The following is a 17087-nucleotide window of genomic DNA, read 5'->3' as shown; positions in this document are numbered from 1 at the left end:
ACAGACGCGTCACGTACTGTCGAGGCATGCCACGCCGCACCGCGACGATGCTCGCCTCCACCCTGATGCTGATCGCGCTCCTGTGCGCGGGCGTACTCATCCCCGTGCCGTACGCGGAGATGTCCCCGGGGCCGACGGTGAACACACTGGGCGAGCACGGCGGCGAGCCGGTGCTGCAGATCGCGGGGCGCAAGACGTACGCGACCAGCGGCCACCTGAACATGACCACGGTGCGGGTCACCAGCGCCGACTACCGCATGAACCTCGTCGAGGCCGTCTACGGATGGCTCGCGCACGACAACAAGGTCGTGCCGCACGACACGCTGTACCCGGACGGCAAGACCGAGGAGCAGTCGACCCAGGAGAACGCCGAGGAGTTCAGCCAGTCCCAGGAGAGCGCCAAGGTCGCCGCCCTGAAGGAGCTGAACATCCCGGTGACGTCCTGGGTGATCGTCTCGACCGTCGTGAAGGGCTCCCCGGCGGAGGGCAGGCTGCACGCCGGTGACGTGATCAAGGCCGTGGACGGCGCCGCGGTGAAGGAACCCGGTGACGTCGCGAAGCTGGTGACCAAGCACAAGGCGGGGGAGAAGGTCGTCTTCCGGATCGTCCCGGCGAAGGAGCAGGCGGCCGCCGAGAAGGCGAACCGGGCGGCGACCAAGACCCAGGACGTCACCATCACCACCGCGACCTCCGACGACACCGGCGCAAAGCGGGCCATCGTCGGGATCTCGGCCGGGACCGACCACACCTTCCCGTTCACCATCGACATCAAGCTCGCCGACGTCGGAGGACCCAGCGCCGGTCTGATGTTCGCGCTCGGCATCTACGACAAGCTCACCCCCGGCAGCCTCACCGGCGGCAAGTTCGTCGCCGGCACCGGGACCATCGACGACGCCGGCAAGGTCGGACCGATCGGCGGCATCGAGATGAAGACGGTCGGCGCGCGCAGTCAGGGCGCCCAGTACTTCCTGACCCCCGCGGACAACTGCGCGGCCGCCGCCAAGGACACTCCCTCGGGGCTCAGGCTCGTCAAGGTGAACACCATCGACGACGCCCTCACCGCCCTGAAGGACATCCGCAGCGGCGACACCGCCGACCTGCCCAAGTGCACGACGAAGTAGGCGAAGCAGCCGAGTAGGCCGAACGACGCGCGGGTTACTCCGCGAACGTCGCCGACAGCGCCTCCGCCAGGCCCGGCACCAGGCCCGCGCCTGTGAGGACCTCCGTCGGCGCGTCCTTCTCGCGCAGGCGCAGGGCCGAGTCACGGGTGCCGTCGCGCAGGACGCCGACCGTCATCCGGACCTCCTGGCGGTCGGGGTGTTCCGCGACCCACTTGGTGAGCTTCGCGTCGCTCAGGCCCTTCGGGACCTGCGCCTCGGCGGACGGGGGCAGCATCAGACGCTCCACGGTCAGGGCGCAGCCGACGACCGCGTCGGGCCACGCGATCGTGGCGAGGAACTCGTCGAGCGGCTTGCCCGTTGGCACTTCGTCCTGCTCGATCGGGGTGAGACCGGTGGTCTCGGGCTCGTCCTGAAGGCCGAGCTGGGCGGCGAGCGACGGTTCCTGGGCTCGCAGCCGAGCGGTGTCTACGAGGGCGAAAAGGCGGGCGGGCTGGTCCCAGCCGAGGCCGGAGGCGTACTCGTCGATCTCGAGCACGGCCCGGGTGAGCGGGCTCGCCGCCATGGGAGTGTTGGACATGGTCACAATCCTCTCTCGTTCCTGGCCGGAATCGGGAACCGAGTAAACGGTGAGTAAGTTGCATAGGTGTGGGCCCGCGATCACGGGGGGCCACGAACGGTCCACGAACACGCGGGCCTGACGGATCAACTGCGACTTTCGAGGTGCGCACCTTGGCTTTCCAGATGCCGGACCGCGGCGGAGGCCCCACGGGGCCGCGGATCAGAGTGGGCCGCCCGTCCCGGCGCGTCCGGACGCTGCTCATGACACTGGGCGTCCTTGCCGTCCTCGGCATGGCGTTCACCATGTTCGCCGGGTTCTGGACGGACTGGCTCTGGTACCGCTCGGTGCACTACTCGTCGGTGTTCACGACCACGCTCTGGACCAAGATCGGGCTGTTCTTCGTCTTCGGCCTGCTGATGGCCCTTGCGGTCGGCTTCAACATCTGGCTGGCCCACCGGATGCGGCCGCCGCTGAGCGCGATGTCGGTCGAGCAGCAGAGCCTCGACCGCTATCGCATGGGCATCGCGCCGTACAAGACGTGGCTGTTGCTCGGCATCACCGCCCTGGTCGGCCTCATCGCCGGCGCCTCCGCGGCGGGTCAGTGGCGGACGTGGCTGATGTGGGTCAACGGTGTGTCCTTCGGCCAGAAGGACCCGCAGTTCCACCTCGACGTCTCCTTCTTCGCCTTCGACCTGCCCTGGTACCGGTTCCTGCTCGGCTTCGGCTTCGCCGCCACGATCCTCGCCCTGATCGCCGCCGCGCTCACCCACTACCTCTACGGCGGGCTGCGCGTCACCAGCCCGGGCGCGCGCGCCACCGCCGCGGCCACCGGACACCTGTCGGTGCTGCTGGGCATCTTCGTCACGCTGAAGGCCGTCGCGTACTGGCTCGACCGGTACGGCCTGGCGGTGAAGTCCAGCGACTTCAAGGCGACGGACAACTGGACGGGCCTGCGGTACGTCGACGCCAACGCCTATCTGCCGGCCAAGACGATCCTGTTCTGCATCGCCGTCATCTGCGCGCTGCTGTTCTTCGCCACCCTGTGGCGGCGCACCTGGCAGCTGCCCGTGATCGGCTTCGGCCTGATGGTCCTCTCGGCGATCCTCATCGGCGGGCTGTACCCGGCGATCGTCCAGAAGTTTCAGGTCCAGCCGAACGAGCAGGCCAAGGAAGCCCCGTACGTAGAGAAGAACCTCAAGGCGACGCGCGAGGCGTACGGCATCGACGGCGCGCAGGTCACCGAGTACTCGGGCACGAGCACCACCAAGGACAAGACGACGCTGCGCGACGACGTCGACGCCACGGCCAGCATCCGCGTCCTCGACCCGAACATCGTCTCCCCGACCTTCCAGCAGCTCCAGCAGATGCGGAAGTACTACGCGTTCCCGACCAACCTGGACGTGGACCGCTACAACGTGAAGGGCGCCGACGAGGACACCGTCATCGGTCTGCGTGAGCTGAACTTCGCGGGCGTCGACAAGCAGAACTGGATCAACAACCACTTCCGCTACACCCACGGTTACGGCGTGGTCGCCGCTAAGGGCACCACCTCCGACGCCGAGGGCCGCCCGGTCTTCACCGAGTCCAACCTGCCCTCCGAGGGCGAGCTCGGCACCTACGAGCAGCGGGTGTACTACGGGGAGAAGACGACCACGTACTCGATCGTCGGCGGTCCCCAGAAGGAGATCGACTACTCCGACGACGCGGGTGAGAAGACCACGAGTTACACCGGCAAGAGCGGGGTCAACCTCTCCAACCCGGTCAACCGGGCCGCGTACGCGGTGGCGTTCGGCGAGCCGCAGATCCTGTACTCCGGCGCCATCGGCGACGGTTCGCGGATCCTGTACAACCGCACGCCCAAGGAGCGCGTCGAGGCGGTCGCCCCCTGGCTGACCATCGACGGCGACGCCTACCCGGCGGTGGTGAACCACAAGATCCAGTGGATCGTCGACGCGTACACCACGACCAACGGATACCCGTACGCCTCCCGTACGACCCTCGGCGATACGACGGCCGACTCGCTGACCGCCACCAACGACAACCGCGCGGTGGTGGCCCAGCAGAACCAGGTCAACTACATCCGCAACTCGGTGAAGGCGACCGTCGACGCGTACACCGGCGAGGTCAAGCTGTACCAGTGGGACACCGAGGACCCGGTCCTGAAGACCTGGATGAAGGCGTTCCCCGGCACGGTGAAGTCCAAGTCGTCCATCTCGGCCGACCTGATGGCCCATCTCCGGTACCCGCAGGACCTGTTCAAGGTCCAGCGCGAACTGCTCAGCCGCTACCACGTGAAGGACGCGACGACGTTCCTCAGCGGCAGCGAGGTGTGGCAGGTGCCCGACGACCCGAGCAACAAGTCGGGCGACGCGGTGCCGCCGTACTACCTGAGCATGAAGATGCCCGACCAGAAGTCGCAGGCGTTCTCGCTGACGACGACGTTCACGCCCAACGGCCGGGACAACCTCAGCGCGTTCATGGCAGTCGACTCCGAGGCGGGCACGCCCGACTACGGCAAGATCAGAGTCCTGAAACTGCCGACGAGCACGACCGTCGACGGACCCAAACAGGTCCAGAGCCAGTTCAACTCCGAACAGGACATCGCCGAGTCCATCAGACTTCTGAAGGGCGGCGACTCGGACATCGAGTACGGCAACCTGCTGACGGTGCCCCTGGACGGCGGCCTGCTGTACGTGGAGCCCGTGTACGTACGCGGTGGCGGACTCAAGTACCCGCTGCTGAAGAAGGTGTTGGTGACCTACGGAGGCAACACCGCCTTCGAGGACACCCTGGACGAGGCTCTCAACAAGGTGTTCGGCGCGGAGAGCACGACCCCGCCGCCGACGGACGAGGGCACCGGCACCGGCACCACCCCACCGCCGACGTCCAGCAACCCGACGGTCCGGGAGGCGCTGGCCGACGCCCAGAAGGCCTTCCAGGCCGGCCAGGAGGCGCTGAAGAAGCCCGACTGGGACGCGTACGCCAAGGCGCAGAAGGATCTCGAGGCCGCGCTGAAGCGGGCCGAGGACGCGCAGGCGGAGGCCGACAAGGGCGCCAAGGCGAGCAGCAGCCCGAGTCCGAAGCCTTCGGCGAGCCCGAGCGGCGGGTCGGGCAGCGGCTCCGGCAGTAAGGCCAGTCCGAGTCCGAGTCCCAGCCCAAGTAGCGGCTGATCATGTTCGCCCCGCGTCGTGGTACGGTTGTGGAACACGACGCGGGGTGGAGCAGCTCGGTAGCTCGCTGGGCTCATAACCCAGAGGTCGCAGGTTCAAATCCTGTCCCCGCTACTGAAAACGAAGGCCCGGATCCGGAAACGGATCCGGGCCTTCGTGGTGTGCGAACGCATGTGCCGGGGGGAGTGATGGCCGCGCCGCTGTGGGGAGTTGGGCGATCTGTGTTTGACTTGTCTCTCTGTGGGCATGTCGACAAAACGCTGAAGTGACCTTACGGGCCGCGGTATACCAGGTGTACCCGGGTTGCAGGTGGTGCGACGATGGACGTTATGGGGGACAAGGCAACTCTGTTCGAGACAGGGCGATTTGTGCAGCCTTCCGGTGAGGAAGCGACCCCGGACGAGAGCCGGGACGAGACGGCGGACGCCGTCGAGACGGGGGAGGCCGTCGAGGAGATGCGCCTGCGGCTCGCGGCGGAAGCCGGCGACGTCGAGGCCATGAGCGTCCTCGGGGCCATGCTGCTGCGCCATGGCGACCTCGACGGAGCCGAGCCCCATCTGCGTACCGCCACCGCCGAGGGCGACCGGGCCGCCGCCAACAACCTGGGTGTCCTCCTCCACCAGCGCGGCTACCCCGACGAGGCCGCCGGCTGGTGGCGGGTCGCCGCCGTCGCCGGCTCCGCCGCGGCCGCGCACGCGCTCGGCCGCCACCGTCGTGAGTGCGGGGACGAGCCGGCCGCCGAGTACTGGCTGCGCCAGTCCGCCGAGCAGGGGCATGCGCTGGGCGCGTACGCCCTCGCCGACCTGCTGGAGCACCGCGGGGACCCCGGGGCCGAGCAGTGGATGCGGGCCGCCGCCGAGCGCGGTCACCGGGAAGCCGCCTATCGGCTGGCCCGCGCTCTTGATCACAGGGACCACGAGGAGCGCGAGGACCCCAAGGAGCACAGCGTCCGGGCCGAGGCCGAGCAGTGGTACCGCCAGGCCGCCGCGCGCGGGCACCGGCGGGCCGCGCTGCACCTCGGGACGATCCTGGAGAAGCGGGGCGAGCTGAAGGAGGCCGGGCGCTGGTATCTGACGTCCGCCAAGGACGGCGAGGCGCGGGCCGCCTGCGCGCTCGGGTTCCTGCTGCGCGACGCCGGCGACACGGAGAACGCCGCCATCTGGTGGCTGCGCGCCGCCCAGGACGGCGACGGCAACGCCGCGAACGCCCTGGGCGCGCTGCACGCCGAGCGCGGACAGACCCAGACCGCCGAACGCTGGTACCGGGCCGCGATGGACGCAGGCGACGACAACGGCGCCTACAACCTCGCCCTGCTCTGCGCCGAGCAGGGCCGCACCGCGCAGGCCGAGCAGTGGTACCGGCGCGCCGCCTACGCCGGGCACCGGGAGGCGGCCAACGCGCTCGCCATCCTGCTGCTCCAGGGCGGCGACACCGCCGGGGCCGAGCCGTGGTTCTCCAAGGCCGCGGAGGCGGGCAGCGTCGACGCCGCCTTCAACCTCGGGATCCTCTTCGCGGGGCGCGGCGAGGAGGGCGTCGCGCAGCGCTGGTACGAGCGGGCGGCGGCCGCCGGGCACACCGAGGCGGCACTGCAGGTCGGCATCGCGCGCCTGCGGGACGGGGACGAGCAGGAGGCCGAACGGCATCTGAGGTGCGCCGCCGGCGGGGGCAGCGCGGAGGCCGCGTACCGGCTGGCGGCCGTGCTCGACGCGCGGCGGCCGCCGCAGCCGGCGCACGAGCTCGGGGAGATCGTGCACGAGAAGACCGAGTGCGAGGAGTGGTACGAGCGGGCAGCGACGCAGGGACATCGGCGGGCGCAGGTACGGGTCGGCATGCTGGCCGCCGCCCGGGGCGACGTGGTGGAGGCGGCCCGGCGGTACCGGACGGCCGCGGAGGCCGGGTCGCGCAACGGCGCCTTCAACCTCGGGCTGCTGCTCGCGCGGGAAGGGAGTGAGCCCGAGGCTGCCGTGTGGTGGACGCGGGCGGCTGACGCCGGGCACGGGCGGGCGGCGTTGCGGCTCGCCCTGGTCTACGCGCGTCGCGGCGAGCTGGCGGAGGGGCAGCGGTGGGCGGACCGGGCGGTGTCGCTCGGGCCCGGGGAGGTGGCCGAGCGGGCGGCGCGGCTGCGGGACGCGCTGCGCGAAGAGCTGTCTGCGTGACGCTGCGCTGTGCGGGGGCGGCGCCTTGTGCTGAGCGGGGGTCAGGGGAACCCGGTGTTGCGGTCCCGTGCCCTCTGGTGGCTGCGCCCCCAGACCCCCGCTGTCGGCCCTGAAGGGCCTCGTCTTCACATGCCGGACGGGCTGGAAGGGTCGGTCAGCCTGTGAAAAGTAGGTGCGGGTGGGGGTCCGGCTTATTGATTTGCCTTTGGGGGCCGCCTTCACGTAACGTTGCATTCATCGACGCGGGGTGGAGCAGCTCGGTAGCTCGCTGGGCTCATAACCCAGAGGTCGCAGGTTCAAATCCTGTCCCCGCTACTGAAGGCCGAGGGCCGGAATCCGAAAGGGTTCCGGCCCTCAGTCGTGTGCATGGCCGACAGCCTCCTCGTACAGGCTCCGGTTCACCGTTCCCGACTCGGGGAGAGCGGGCGTGGAACGCCGGGTCCTTCTCCCTTGCCGATCATCGTGCCCAGCCGGCGGTCGGACATCGTGGCGTCCGCCGCCGTCTCGCCGTCCTTCAGCCGCACCCACAGGCCGCTCTTCGAGCCGGGGTCGGGGGAGAAGTTCCCCGCTGTCCAGCGGATGTCGAAGCCGGGCCGGACGCCGTTCATGACGGCCGCCTCCGGGGCCGCTACAGGGCGTCGACGTCCCCTTGGCCGGCAGCGGCAGGGCCTCGGGCGTGGGCAGCACCTTGAGGGTGACGTCCAGGCCCTCCCGTTCGAACTCGCCCTTGTCGAGCGCGACCTGCAGCGGAGCCGTGTACTCCGCGCTCAGCGTGCCCGCCGCGATGCGCAGCAGGGTGGACTTGCCGCAGCCCGAGGGCGTCACCGCGCCCTGGCCCCGGCCCAAGGTTCGGGTCGGATCACGTGCGCCGAGTTTCGGATACGGCTCTCCCACGACTCCCGGCGATATGACGGAGTTACGCCGCCGCGCAGGCCGGGCAGACGCCGCGGTACGTCACCTCGACGTCCGAGACCGTGAACCCGAAGCGTTCCGAGTCGGGGAGGTCGGCCAGCGGGTTGCCGCTCGGGTGGACGTCCTTGATCGCGCCGCACTGGGCGCACACCAGGTGGTGGTGCGGGCGGTGTGCGTTCGGGTCGTAGCGCTTGGCTCGTTTGTCGGTGGCGACCTCGAGAACCTCGCCGAGGGAGACCAGCTCGCCGAGCGTGTTGTAGACGGTCGCTCGGGAGATCTCGGGCAGGCGGGCGACGGCCCTGGCGTGCACTTCTTCGGCGGTCAGGTGGACGTGTTCGCCGTCGAGCACCTCGGCCACGACGCGCCGCTGCGCGGTCATACGCCATCCGCGCCCGCGCAGCCGCTCCAGAAGGTCACTCATGAATCCAGCCTAGCAGCCAGCCGGACCAGGTCCCGAATGGGTGTGACTTTAGAGATCATCTTGAATTGGACTGAATCCAATTCAGCTCTCGCGGATGAGTGGACGGAGGGTCGGGAGCCCGGGGTGCGCTCAGGCCGGTACCTGCTGTCGGACCGGCGCCCAGCAGCGGATGATGTCGCGGACGGAGACGATGCCGGCCGGGCCGTCGCGGTCGAGGACGATCAGATGGCGGAAGCCGCCGTGGGCCATGGCTCGGGCCGCCTCCTCCAGGGTCCAGGTCGGGGCGGCGAAGACGACGTCGTTGGTGGTGTGGGCGTGGGTGCGTTCGGTGTCCGGATCCTGACCCAGGCCGACGGAGTTGAGGATGTCCCGTTCGGTGAGGATGCCGATGCCGCCGGCGTCCGGGTCCAGGACGATGGCCGCGCCGACGCGACGGGCGGACATCAGGGCGGCGGCCTGACGGAGGGTGTGTGCGGGGCCGATGGTGAGGACCACCGTGCTCATGGCGTCGCGGACGAGCATGGGTTCGGAGTCACCTCCTACGAATCCCTGGCAGTTCGAGTCCGGCGTCGGAGACGCCCCTCGGGACTGCACAAGTTCACAAATGAGGGTGAGCTCAGAGTCGCAGGCAAAGCCCGGGTCAACAAGAGGGCGCGTGCGTCCAATTGAGGGCGCACGCGCTCATCTGTGGTTCACCGGCGTGATGTTCGTCGTGATGTTCACCGGCGTGATGTTCAGTGCCGCTCGTTGAGATAGCCCAGCAGCTCGTCGTGGAGCAGGCCGTTGGAGGCGGCCGCGTTGCCGCTGTGCGGGCCCGGTCGGCCGTCGAGGCCCGTGAAGACGCCGCCGGCCTCCGTCACGACGATCGCGGTGGCGGCCATGTCCCAGAGGGAGAGCTCGGGTTCCGCGCACAGGTCGACCGAGCCCTCGGCGACCATCATGTACGGCCAGAAGTCGCCGTACGCGCGCGTGCGCCACACCTCGCGGGTCAGGTCGAGGAAGCCGTTCAGGTGTCCGCGCTCCTCCCAGCCGGTGAGCGAGGAGTACGCGAAGGAGGCGTCGGAGAGCTTCGAGACGCGGGAGACGTGCAGGCGGCTCGCGGAGGCGAGGCTGCGGCCGCTGAAGGCGCCGTACTCCTTCGCGGCCCACCAGCGCCGGCCCAGCGCGGGCGCGGAGACGACGCCGACGACGGGCTGGAAGCCGTCCTCTCCCGCCTCCATCAGCGAGATGAGCGTGGCCCAGACGGGCACGCCCCGCACGTAGTTCTTCGTGCCGTCGATCGGGTCGATCACCCAGCGGCGGGGGCCGGTCCCCTCGATGCCGTACTCCTCGCCCAGGATCGCGTCCCGCGGACGGGCCCGCTGGAGCTGGCCGCGGATCAGTTCCTCGGCGGCCTTGTCGGCCTCGCTCACCGGCGTCATGTCCGGTTTCGTCTCGACCTTGAGGTCGAGGGCCTTGAAACGGGCCATGGTCGCGGCGTCGGCGGCGTCCGCGAGGACGTGCGCGAGACGGAGGTCGTCGAGGTAGTCCGGCATGGGACGAACCGTATCCGGCAGGGGAGGACGGGGCCACACCCGGCCGGAGTGCGGACAGGGCGCTTGTGCCCCCGCGCACCCTTGACAGTGCCCCCGTGCGCGTCAAACCTGGGCACCAAGCCGCTCGCCCCAGGGAGGCGATGATGCCTGCAGCGCGGGAATCCCTACTGGACGCCGCCTTCAAGGCGCTTGAGCAACGGCCGTGGCCCGCGGTGCGGATGGTGGACGTCGCCGCCGCGGCCGGGGTGTCCCGGCAGACGCTGTACAACGAGTTCGGGAGCAAGGAAGGCCTGGCCAGGGCCCTTGTCCGACGCGAGGCCGACGGGTACCTCGCCGGGGTCGAGCGGGCGCTGGCCGTGCACGGCGACGCCCGGGAACGGCTCACCGCGACCGCCGAGTGGACCACCTCGGCCGCCCGCGAGAACGACCTCGTGCGGGCCGTCCTCACCGGCTTCTGGAGCGAACGCCTGCCCGCGCCGACGCTCTCGGCGGTGCCGTCCTCCTCCTCGGTGCCGGCGCAGCGGCGGGCGGACGGGCCGCTGCCCTCGCCCGGCGACCTCGTGGGCGCCGTCCGCGACCGGGCCGTGGCGGTGCTCTCCGGGCCCGGCGCCGTCCGGGCCGACGCAGCCGACCTGGCCCGCTCCTGCGAACTCGCCGTCCGCCTCGCCCTGTCCTGCGTGTCCGCGCCGCCGCCGGGAGAGGACGGGGTCGCGGAACTGGTGAGGGGTGCGTTGCACCGGTAGTTCAAGGCGTAGCGCCCGGCGTCCTGGTGACCTGGTGACCTGGCGTCCTAGTGGGCGGAGCCCGACAGCTGCAGGCCGATCACCCCTATGATCACCAGGCTGATCGAGACGATCTTCAGGATCGACACCAGGTCGCCGAGGAAGATCATGCCGTAGATCGCGGTGCCCGCTGCGCCGATGCCCGTCCACACGGCATAGGCCGGGCCCACGTCGAGCTTCTTCAGGGAGAGGGTCAGCAGGCCGAAGCTGCCGAGGGCGAACGCGCAGAAGGCGATGGTCGGCCAGAGCCTGGTGAAGCCGTGGGACAGCTTGAGGCAGACGGCGAAACCGGTCTCGAGCAATCCGGCCACGACGACCAGCAGCCACGCCATGTGCTGTCCCTCCGTTGGTCCGGCCCGGTCCGGCTCGGTGCGATTATGCACTTACCGGACTCGGGCCGACGCAAACAACGCGGTGGTCAGTCGCCTTCCGTGCGCTCCCGCGTGGAGAGCAGCCGGCGCAGGGAGTACAGCCGTGCCGGGTCGGCGTGGCCCTCGGCCACCCACGCGTCCAGCGCGCAGTCCGGCTCGTCGTGACTGCACGCGCGCGGGCAGCCCTCGGTGCCCGGCTCCAGGTCGGGGAAGGCGTGGATCACCCGGGCCGGGTCGACGTGGGCGAGGCCGAAGGACCGAATGCCCGGGGTGTCGATCACCCAGTCGTCCGTGCCCGCCAGGGGCAGCGCCAGCGCCGAGGTCGTGGTGTGGCGGCCGCGGCCGGTCACCGCGTTCACATGGCCGGTCACCCGCCGACGCTCCTCCGGCACCAGCGCGTTGACCAGGGTCGTCTTGCCGACGCCGGAATGCCCGACGAACGCCGTGATCCGCCCGGCCAGCTGCTCGCGCACCCGCTCCGCCGCGTCGCCGTTGTCCAGCTCCTCACGGCTGGTGACGACGTACGGGATGTCGAGGTGGCCGTACAGCTCCAGCAGTTTGTCCGGAGACGCCAGGTCCGACTTCGTCATGACCAGGAGGGGGGTCAGACCGCCGTCGAAGGCCGCCACCAGGCAGCGGTCGATCAGACGGGGGCGGGGCTCCGGGTCGGCCAGGGCCGTGACGACGGCGAGCTGGCCGGCGTTGGCGACGACGACCCGCTCGTAGGGGTCGTCGTCGTCCGCGGTGCGGCGGAGCACCGAGGTGCGCTCCGCGATGCGGACGATGCGGGCGAGGGTGTCCTTCTTGCCGGACAGATCGCCGACCAGGGCGACCCGGTCGCCCACGACCGCGGCCTTGCGGCCGAGTTCACGGGCCTTCATCGCCAGGACGACGCGGTCCTCGACGAGGCAGGTCAGCCGGCCCCGGTCGACGGTGAGGACCATGCCCTCGACGGAGTCCTCGTGCTTGGGCCGGATGTGCGTACGAGGCCGGTTGCCCTTGCGGTTGGGGCGGCTGCGGATGTCGTCCTCGTCGGTGTGCTTGCCGTAGCGGCGCATGGTGAGAGTCCCTATACCCCGGACGCCCCGAGCATCCCGGTCCACAGGTCGGGGAAGTCCGGCAGGGTCTTCGCCGTCGTCGCCACGTTCTCGATCCGCACCCCCTCCACCGCCAGGCCGATGATCGCACCGGCCGTCGCCATGCGGTGGTCGTCGTAGGTGTGGAAGACCCCGCCGTGCAGCGGGCGCGGGCGGATGTGCAGGCCGTCGGCGGTCTCGGTGACGTCGCCGCCGAGCTCGTTGATCTCCTTGGTGAGCGCGGCCAGCCGGTCCGTCTCGTGCAGACGCAGATGGGACACGCCCCGCAGGGTGGACGGGGAGTCCGCGAGGGCGGCGACCGCCGCGATGCCCGGGGTCAGCTCGCCGACGTCGCCCAGGTCGACGTCGATGCCGTGGATCGAGCCCGAGCCGGTGAAGACCAGGCCGTAGTCGGCCAGCTCGCAGGAGCCGCCCATCTCGGTGAAGATCTCGCGCAGCCGGTCACCCGGCTGGGTGGTGCGGGCCGGCCAGTCCGGGATCAGCACCCGGCCGCCCGTCACCAGCGCCGCCGCCAGGAACGGCTGGGCGTTGGACAGGTCCGGCTCGATCGTCAGGTCCCGGCCGAGCAGGGCGCCCGGCGTGACCCGCCAGACGTTCGGCTCGCCGCCCGACTCGGGGGTGTCCACCTGGGCGCCGACCGCGCGCAGCATGTCCACGGTCATCCGGATGTGCGGCATGGAGGGCAGCGAGGAGCCGATGTGACGGACCTCGACGCCCTGGTTGAAGCGGGGGGCGGACAGCAGCAGGGCCGACACGAACTGGGACGACGAGGACGCGTCGATCTCCACCGGCCCGCCGTCCAGCGCGCCCGAGCCGTGCACGGTCAGCGGCAGCGCGCCACGGTCGTCGTCGTCGATCCGGGCGCCGAGGACGCGCAGCGCGTCGATGACGCCGTTCAGCGGGCGCTCGTAGGAGCGCGGGTCGCCGTCGAAGCGGACGGGGCCGTCGGCGAGGGCCGCCACCGGCGGCAGGAACCGCATCACCGTGCCGGCGTTGCCGACGTCCACCGTGGCCGGTCCGCGCAGCCCCGCGGGGAGGATGCGCCAGGCCTCACCGGTGCCGTCGGGGCTGCCCGCGCCGGAGGAGCTGGACGACACGGTCTCCTCGATGCCGACGCCCATCTCGCGCAGGGCGGCCGCCATCAGCAGGGTGTCGCGGGAGCGCAGGGGGCGGCGCAGCCAGCCGGGCTCGGAGGCGAGCGCGGCGAGGACGAGGGCGCGGTTGGTGACGGACTTCGACCCCGGCACGTGGACCGTCGCGTCGACGGCCTCGCTCGCGTGCGGGGCGGGCCAGAGGGCGGTGTGTGCGGGGTTCACGGGCATGCGCCCACTTTAGTCTCCGGCCGACATCCGAGTGCGGCGCCGCCGACCTCACAGGGCCAGCAGCCACCTGCCCCCGCCCATCAGCGCGCACAGACTCACCGCGTGGAAGAGGAACAGCCACAGGCCCGCCGGTACGTGGGTCAGGCGGGACAACTGGTCGGCGTCCGAGTCGCCCGCTCCGCCGCGCGAGCGCTTCGCCTGGAGTTCGAAGGCCGGGCGGACTCCGCCGAGCAGCAGGAACCACACCACCGCGTACGCGAAGGCCGCCTGCACCTGAGGGCCGGCCAGCCAGGACACCAGCAGGAACGTGCCGCCGGTGAGGAGGACCGTCAGGGCGCCGTAGGCGTTGCGGATCATCACCAGCATCACCACCAGGAGGGCCGTCGCCACCCACAGCAGGAGGGTGATGCGGCCGGCGCCGAGGAGGGCGGCGCCGCCCAGGCCGAGCAGCGGCGGAGCGGTGTAGCCGGCGGCCGCCGTGAGGATCATGCCGAGGCCGTGCGGCTTGCCGCGGCTGACGGTCAGGCCGCTGGTGTCGGAGTGCAGGCGTATTCCGGTGAGCCGGCGGCCGGTCAACAGCGCCACCAGGCCGTGGCCGCCCTCGTGGGCGATGGTGATGGCGTTGCGCGAGAGACGCCAGAGGCTGTGCGGGACGACGACCGCGAGGGCCGCGACCGCGGTGGCGATCACCACCCACAGGTCGGGGTCGGACTGGGTGCCGACGAGCCGGTCCCACAGGTCGGGCAGCGCGAGGGCGGCGGTGCTCTCCATGTTGTGCTGTGGCTCCCTCTGGTCGGATCGAAAGGGGTCGGCGCGTAGCGCCGTCGTCGGGGGGTGGTGGTCGGGTGACGGGTGGGCCTGGCAGTGTGGCACGTATGTGCGGACGGTATGCAGCGAGTCGCAGGCCCGAGGATCTCGCAGGAGTCTTTGACATCGACAAGTGGGAGCCCGAGGAGACCTTGGAGCCCGACTACAACGTGGCGCCGACCAAGGAGGTCTACGCCGTCCTCGACCGTCCGTTGAAAGACGTCGACGACAAGCGCCCGGTTCGCCAGCTGCGCAAGCTGAAGTGGGGGCTTGTGCCCTCCTGGGCGAAGACTCCCGAGGGCGGCGCCCGGATGATCAACGCGCGCGCCGAGACCGTCCACGAGAAGCCCTCCTACCGCCGTGCCTTCGCCGCCCGGCGCTGCATCCTGCCCGCCGACGGCTACTACGAGTGGGTCACGGCCAAGGACGAGCGGGAGCTGGAGGTCGAGGGGAAGAAGAAGCGGGCGCGCAAGCAGCCCTACTTCGTGCTGCCGGCCGACGGCTCGGTCTTCGCGATGGCCGGGCTGTACGAGTTCTGGCGCGACCGCACCCTGCCCGACGACCATCCGCGGTCCTGGTGGGTGACGTGCTCGGTGATCACGACCGAGGCGGAGACCTCCCCGCTCGCCGTGGCCCCCGCCGACGGGCCGCACGCCCTCGCCGACATCCACCCCCGGATGCCGCTGATGCTCACCCCGGACCGGTGGGACGCCTGGCTGGACCCGGCGCGCACCGACGTCGAGGACCTGCGCTCGCTCCTCGAACCCCCGCCGGCCGGTCTGATGCGCGCCTACCCGGTGTCCACGGCCGTCAGCAACGTCCGCAACAACGGCCCGGAGCTGCTGAAGGAGCTGGAGGGGCCGGAAGAGGGCACACTCTTCTAGCGTGACCACTGAGATCATCGGCACGGACGCGGGGGACGCCCGCATCACCTGGCGCCCCGCCGAGCAGCCCGAGCTCGTCCTCGCCGTCAGCCACGGCGCGGGCGGCGGCATCGAGGCCCGGGACCTTCAGGCCCTCGCCGCGGTGCTGCCAGGGCACGGGGTGAGCGTCGCCCTCGTGGAGCAGCCCTGGCGAGTGGCCGGCAAGAAGGTCGCCGCCGCGCCGAAGACCCTCGACGTCGGCTGGCGCGGGATCTGGCCGGCCGTCGCCCGGCCCGGCCTGCCGGTGATCTCCGGCGGTCGGTCGGCGGGCGCGCGGGTCGCCTGCCGTACCGCGACCGAGCTCGGCGCCCACGCCGTGCTCGCGCTCGGCTTTCCGCTCCACCCCCCGGGCAAGCCGGAGAAGTCCCGCGCCGACGAACTGCTCGGCGCCGGGGTCCCCACCCTCGTCGTCCAGGGCGGACACGACGCCTTCGGCAGGCCCGGGGAGTTCCCCGAGGGCGCGTACGAACTCGTCGAAGTGCCGTACGGCGATCACGGGTTCGCCGTGCCCAAGCGGGCCTCGATCACCCAGGAGCAGGCGCTGGAGGTCGTCACCGCCTCGGTCGTCGAGTGGATCGCGTCACTGGGTTAGGCCAGGCGTAAGGGCCGGGGAATGGGGAAGGGCGGCTCGCTGTTGAGGCGGACAAGAAGTGCTGAACATCCGGCACCGACGTCAGTGGGAGAGGAAGTCCGCCGCATGGGTTCGACCATCTGCCCGACCGCCAGCAGCCGCGCCGATCTGGACTGGACGGTGCTGCACGCGGCCAAGACCGCTCCTATTCGAGCGGCGGCGGGCACGGGTAGTCGTCTATCCTCCGATTCGAGTGGGATCGGTTTCGGTCCCGCCCGCGATCTTGAGGAGGTGGGTCCGGTCACCGGTACCGACGCAGGGACCGACAACGGCCAGGCGGAGCTGCCCGAGGGCCAGGGCGTGAGCGGGGACACGGGCAGGGAGTCCACCGCCGAGCGCAGTGCGCGCTTCGAGCGGGACGCGCTCGAGTTCCTCGACCAGATGTACTCGGCCGCCCTGCGCATGACGCGCAACCCGGCGGACGCCGAGGACCTGGTGCAGGAGACGTATGCGAAGGCGTACGCGTCCTTCCACCAGTTCCGTGAGGGCACCAACCTCAAGGCCTGGCTGTACCGGATCCTCACCAACACCTTCATCAACTCGTACCGCAAGAAGCAGCGCGAACCCCAGCGCTCCGCGGCCGAGGAGATCGAGGACTGGCAGCTGGCGCGCGCCGAGTCGCACATGTCCACAGGTCTGCGCTCCGCCGAGTCGCAGGCGCTGGACCACCTGCCCGACTCGGACGTGAAGGAAGCACTGCAGGCGATCCCCGAGGAGTTCCGCATCGCCGTCTATCTCGCCGATGTCGAGGGCTTTGCGTACAAGGAGATCGCGGACATCATGGGGACACCCATCGGCACGGTGATGTCCCGGCTGCACCGGGGCCGTCGTCAACTGCGCGGCATGCTCGAGGACTACGCCCGTGAGCGCGGACTGGTCCCGGTCGGCGCCGGAGAGTCGAACGAAGCGAAAGGTTCGGGCTCATGAGCTGCGGAGATCCGCACGAGACGGACTGCAGTGAGGTCCTCGACCACCTGTACGAGTATCTCGACAGCGAGATGCCTCCTCTCGACCGGGACAAGTTCCAGCACCACTTCGAGGAGTGCTCCCCCTGCCTGGAGAAGTACGGGCTGGAGGAGGCCGTGAAGAAGCTGGTCAAGCGGTGCTGCGGGCATGACGACGTGCCGAGCGACCTGCGCGCCAAGGTCATGGGCCGGCTCGACCTGATCCGCTCCGGTCAGGCCGTCCCCGAACACGACGTGACCGCCACGCCACAGGAGTCCTGACCCCAGGACTCGTGATCGCGTCGGCGTCACCCGAATGTGCTAATCCGCGGGTGA

At 70.6% G+C, this 17087-nt stretch carries 16 protein-coding genes, 2 tRNA genes and 1 pseudogene; 10 read left to right on the top strand and 9 right to left on the bottom strand.

Going from position 1 to position 17087, the window contains the following annotated elements; genetic code table 11:
• Nucleotides 1-26 precede the first annotated feature (26 nt).
• Nucleotides 27-1121, top strand: coding sequence for a PDZ domain-containing protein (locus ACIBAF_RS15455; RefSeq protein WP_399463706.1), 1095 nt, complete (start codon nt 27-29; stop codon nt 1119-1121).
• A 34-nt stretch (nt 1122-1155) separates the two neighbouring features.
• On the opposite strand, the gene ACIBAF_RS15450 is transcribed toward ACIBAF_RS15455, so the two are convergent.
• Nucleotides 1156-1698: a PPA1309 family protein gene (locus ACIBAF_RS15450; protein WP_399463705.1), complete on the bottom strand. Its 543-nt coding sequence runs from the start codon at nt 1696-1698 to the stop codon at nt 1156-1158.
• 164 nt (nt 1699-1862) lie between these two features.
• On the opposite strand from ACIBAF_RS15450, the gene ACIBAF_RS15445 reads away from it, so the two are divergent.
• From ACIBAF_RS15445 to ACIBAF_RS15430, 4 genes are all read left to right on the top strand, one after another.
• Nucleotides 1863-4850 carry a UPF0182 family protein gene (locus ACIBAF_RS15445; RefSeq protein WP_399463813.1) on the top strand — a complete coding sequence of 996 codons (2988 nt, stop codon included), beginning with the start codon at nt 1863-1865 and terminating at the stop codon, nt 4848-4850.
• A gap of 40 nt (nt 4851-4890) precedes the next feature.
• A tRNA-Met gene (locus tag ACIBAF_RS15440) sits at nt 4891-4964 on the top strand.
• Between the two features lie 206 nt (nt 4965-5170).
• The gene (locus tag ACIBAF_RS15435) at nt 5171-7006 is read left to right on the top strand and encodes a tetratricopeptide repeat protein (protein WP_399463704.1); all 1836 of its coding nucleotides are present in this window, start codon (nt 5171-5173) and stop codon (nt 7004-7006) included.
• 241 nt (nt 7007-7247) lie between these two features.
• Nucleotides 7248-7321 (top strand) — tRNA-Met (locus tag ACIBAF_RS15430).
• 131 nt (nt 7322-7452) lie between these two features.
• Here ACIBAF_RS15430 and ACIBAF_RS15425 read toward each other — a convergent pair.
• The 4 genes and pseudogenes from ACIBAF_RS15425 to hisN all read right to left on the bottom strand — a co-directional run.
• Nucleotides 7453-7798, bottom strand: a pseudogene (locus ACIBAF_RS15425) (hypothetical protein); the annotation flags it as partial.
• A 124-nt stretch (nt 7799-7922) separates the two neighbouring features.
• Nucleotides 7923-8339 (bottom strand): Fur family transcriptional regulator, encoded by a 417-nt coding sequence (locus ACIBAF_RS15420; protein ID WP_399463703.1) that lies wholly within the window; start codon nt 8337-8339, stop codon nt 7923-7925.
• A gap of 129 nt (nt 8340-8468) precedes the next feature.
• A complete protein-coding gene (locus ACIBAF_RS15415) occupies nt 8469-8861 on the bottom strand; it encodes a cyclic nucleotide-binding/CBS domain-containing protein (protein ID WP_399463702.1) in 393 nt (130 codons plus the stop codon).
• 212 nt (nt 8862-9073) lie between these two features.
• Nucleotides 9074-9874, bottom strand: a complete 801-nt coding sequence (gene hisN / locus ACIBAF_RS15410) for a histidinol-phosphatase (protein ID WP_399463701.1) — start codon at nt 9872-9874, stop codon at nt 9074-9076.
• A 140-nt stretch (nt 9875-10014) separates the two neighbouring features.
• Here hisN and ACIBAF_RS15405 point away from each other — a divergent pair, with 140 nt between their 5' ends.
• The gene (locus tag ACIBAF_RS15405; protein ID WP_399463700.1) at nt 10015-10617 is read left to right on the top strand and encodes a TetR/AcrR family transcriptional regulator; all 603 of its coding nucleotides are present in this window, start codon (nt 10015-10017) and stop codon (nt 10615-10617) included.
• A gap of 47 nt (nt 10618-10664) precedes the next feature.
• On the opposite strand, the gene ACIBAF_RS15400 is transcribed toward ACIBAF_RS15405, so the two are convergent.
• The 4 genes from ACIBAF_RS15400 to ACIBAF_RS15385 form a co-directional block, all read right to left on the bottom strand.
• Entirely contained in the window at nt 10665-10988 is a 324-nt protein-coding gene (locus ACIBAF_RS15400) for a DMT family transporter (RefSeq protein ID WP_399463699.1), read from the bottom strand.
• An 86-nt stretch (nt 10989-11074) separates the two neighbouring features.
• A complete protein-coding gene (rsgA, locus tag ACIBAF_RS15395) occupies nt 11075-12085 on the bottom strand; it encodes a ribosome small subunit-dependent GTPase A (protein WP_399463698.1) in 1011 nt (336 codons plus the stop codon).
• Nucleotides 12086-12096: 11 nt separating this feature from the next.
• Complete coding sequence (aroA, locus tag ACIBAF_RS15390; protein WP_399463697.1) at nt 12097-13446, bottom strand: 3-phosphoshikimate 1-carboxyvinyltransferase; 1350 nt, start codon at nt 13444-13446, stop codon at nt 12097-12099.
• A gap of 48 nt (nt 13447-13494) precedes the next feature.
• Nucleotides 13495-14217: a M50 family metallopeptidase gene (locus ACIBAF_RS15385; RefSeq protein WP_399463696.1), complete on the bottom strand. Its 723-nt coding sequence runs from the start codon at nt 14215-14217 to the stop codon at nt 13495-13497.
• A gap of 104 nt (nt 14218-14321) precedes the next feature.
• Here ACIBAF_RS15385 and ACIBAF_RS15380 point away from each other — a divergent pair, with 104 nt between their 5' ends.
• The 4 genes from ACIBAF_RS15380 (at nt 14322) to rsrA (ending at nt 17033) form a co-directional block, all read left to right on the top strand.
• Nucleotides 14322-15137 carry an SOS response-associated peptidase gene (locus ACIBAF_RS15380; protein WP_399463695.1) on the top strand — a complete coding sequence of 272 codons (816 nt, stop codon included), beginning with the start codon at nt 14322-14324 and terminating at the stop codon, nt 15135-15137.
• Nucleotide 15138: 1 nt separating this feature from the next.
• Nucleotides 15139-15768, top strand: a complete 630-nt coding sequence (locus tag ACIBAF_RS15375) for an alpha/beta family hydrolase (protein WP_399463694.1) — start codon at nt 15139-15141, stop codon at nt 15766-15768.
• Between the two features lie 270 nt (nt 15769-16038).
• Nucleotides 16039-16734 (top strand): RNA polymerase sigma factor SigR, encoded by a 696-nt coding sequence (gene sigR / locus ACIBAF_RS15370; protein WP_399463812.1) that lies wholly within the window; start codon nt 16039-16041, stop codon nt 16732-16734.
• Nucleotides 16731-17033 carry a mycothiol system anti-sigma-R factor gene (gene rsrA / locus ACIBAF_RS15365; RefSeq protein WP_399463693.1) on the top strand — a complete coding sequence of 101 codons (303 nt, stop codon included), beginning with the start codon at nt 16731-16733 and terminating at the stop codon, nt 17031-17033. The genes sigR and rsrA overlap by 4 nt, the downstream gene beginning before the upstream one ends.
• Nucleotides 17034-17087: the final 54 nt, after the last annotated feature.

Source organism: Streptomyces sp. NPDC051677, assembly GCF_044453465.1.
Classification (GTDB): Bacteria; Actinomycetota; Actinomycetes; order Streptomycetales; family Streptomycetaceae; genus Streptomyces.
Note: the sequence above shows the minus strand (reverse complement) of the source record. Positions and strands in the feature narration are given on the sequence as shown.

Coding starts and splice junctions, on each gene's coding strand:
- ACIBAF_RS15455 (WP_399463706.1), top strand. CDS start 27: ATGCCACGCCGCACCGCGACGATGCTCGCCTCCACCCTGATGCTGATC.
- ACIBAF_RS15450 (WP_399463705.1), bottom strand. CDS start 1,698: ATGTCCAACACTCCCATGGCGGCGAGCCCGCTCACCCGGGCCGTGCTC.
- ACIBAF_RS15445 (WP_399463813.1), top strand. CDS start 1,863: ATGCCGGACCGCGGCGGAGGCCCCACGGGGCCGCGGATCAGAGTGGGC.
- ACIBAF_RS15435 (WP_399463704.1), top strand. CDS start 5,171: ATGGACGTTATGGGGGACAAGGCAACTCTGTTCGAGACAGGGCGATTT.
- ACIBAF_RS15420 (WP_399463703.1), bottom strand. CDS start 8,339: ATGAGTGACCTTCTGGAGCGGCTGCGCGGGCGCGGATGGCGTATGACC.
- ACIBAF_RS15415 (WP_399463702.1), bottom strand. CDS start 8,861: ATGCTCGTCCGCGACGCCATGAGCACGGTGGTCCTCACCATCGGCCCC.
- hisN (WP_399463701.1), bottom strand. CDS start 9,874: ATGCCGGACTACCTCGACGACCTCCGTCTCGCGCACGTCCTCGCGGAC.
- ACIBAF_RS15405 (WP_399463700.1), top strand. CDS start 10,015: ATGATGCCTGCAGCGCGGGAATCCCTACTGGACGCCGCCTTCAAGGCG.
- ACIBAF_RS15400 (WP_399463699.1), bottom strand. CDS start 10,988: ATGGCGTGGCTGCTGGTCGTCGTGGCCGGATTGCTCGAGACCGGTTTC.
- rsgA (WP_399463698.1), bottom strand. CDS start 12,085: ATGCGCCGCTACGGCAAGCACACCGACGAGGACGACATCCGCAGCCGC.
- aroA (WP_399463697.1), bottom strand. CDS start 13,446: ATGCCCGTGAACCCCGCACACACCGCCCTCTGGCCCGCCCCGCACGCG.
- ACIBAF_RS15385 (WP_399463696.1), bottom strand. CDS start 14,217: ATGGAGAGCACCGCCGCCCTCGCGCTGCCCGACCTGTGGGACCGGCTC.
- ACIBAF_RS15380 (WP_399463695.1), top strand. CDS start 14,322: ATGTGCGGACGGTATGCAGCGAGTCGCAGGCCCGAGGATCTCGCAGGA.
- rsrA (WP_399463693.1), top strand. CDS start 16,731: ATGAGCTGCGGAGATCCGCACGAGACGGACTGCAGTGAGGTCCTCGAC.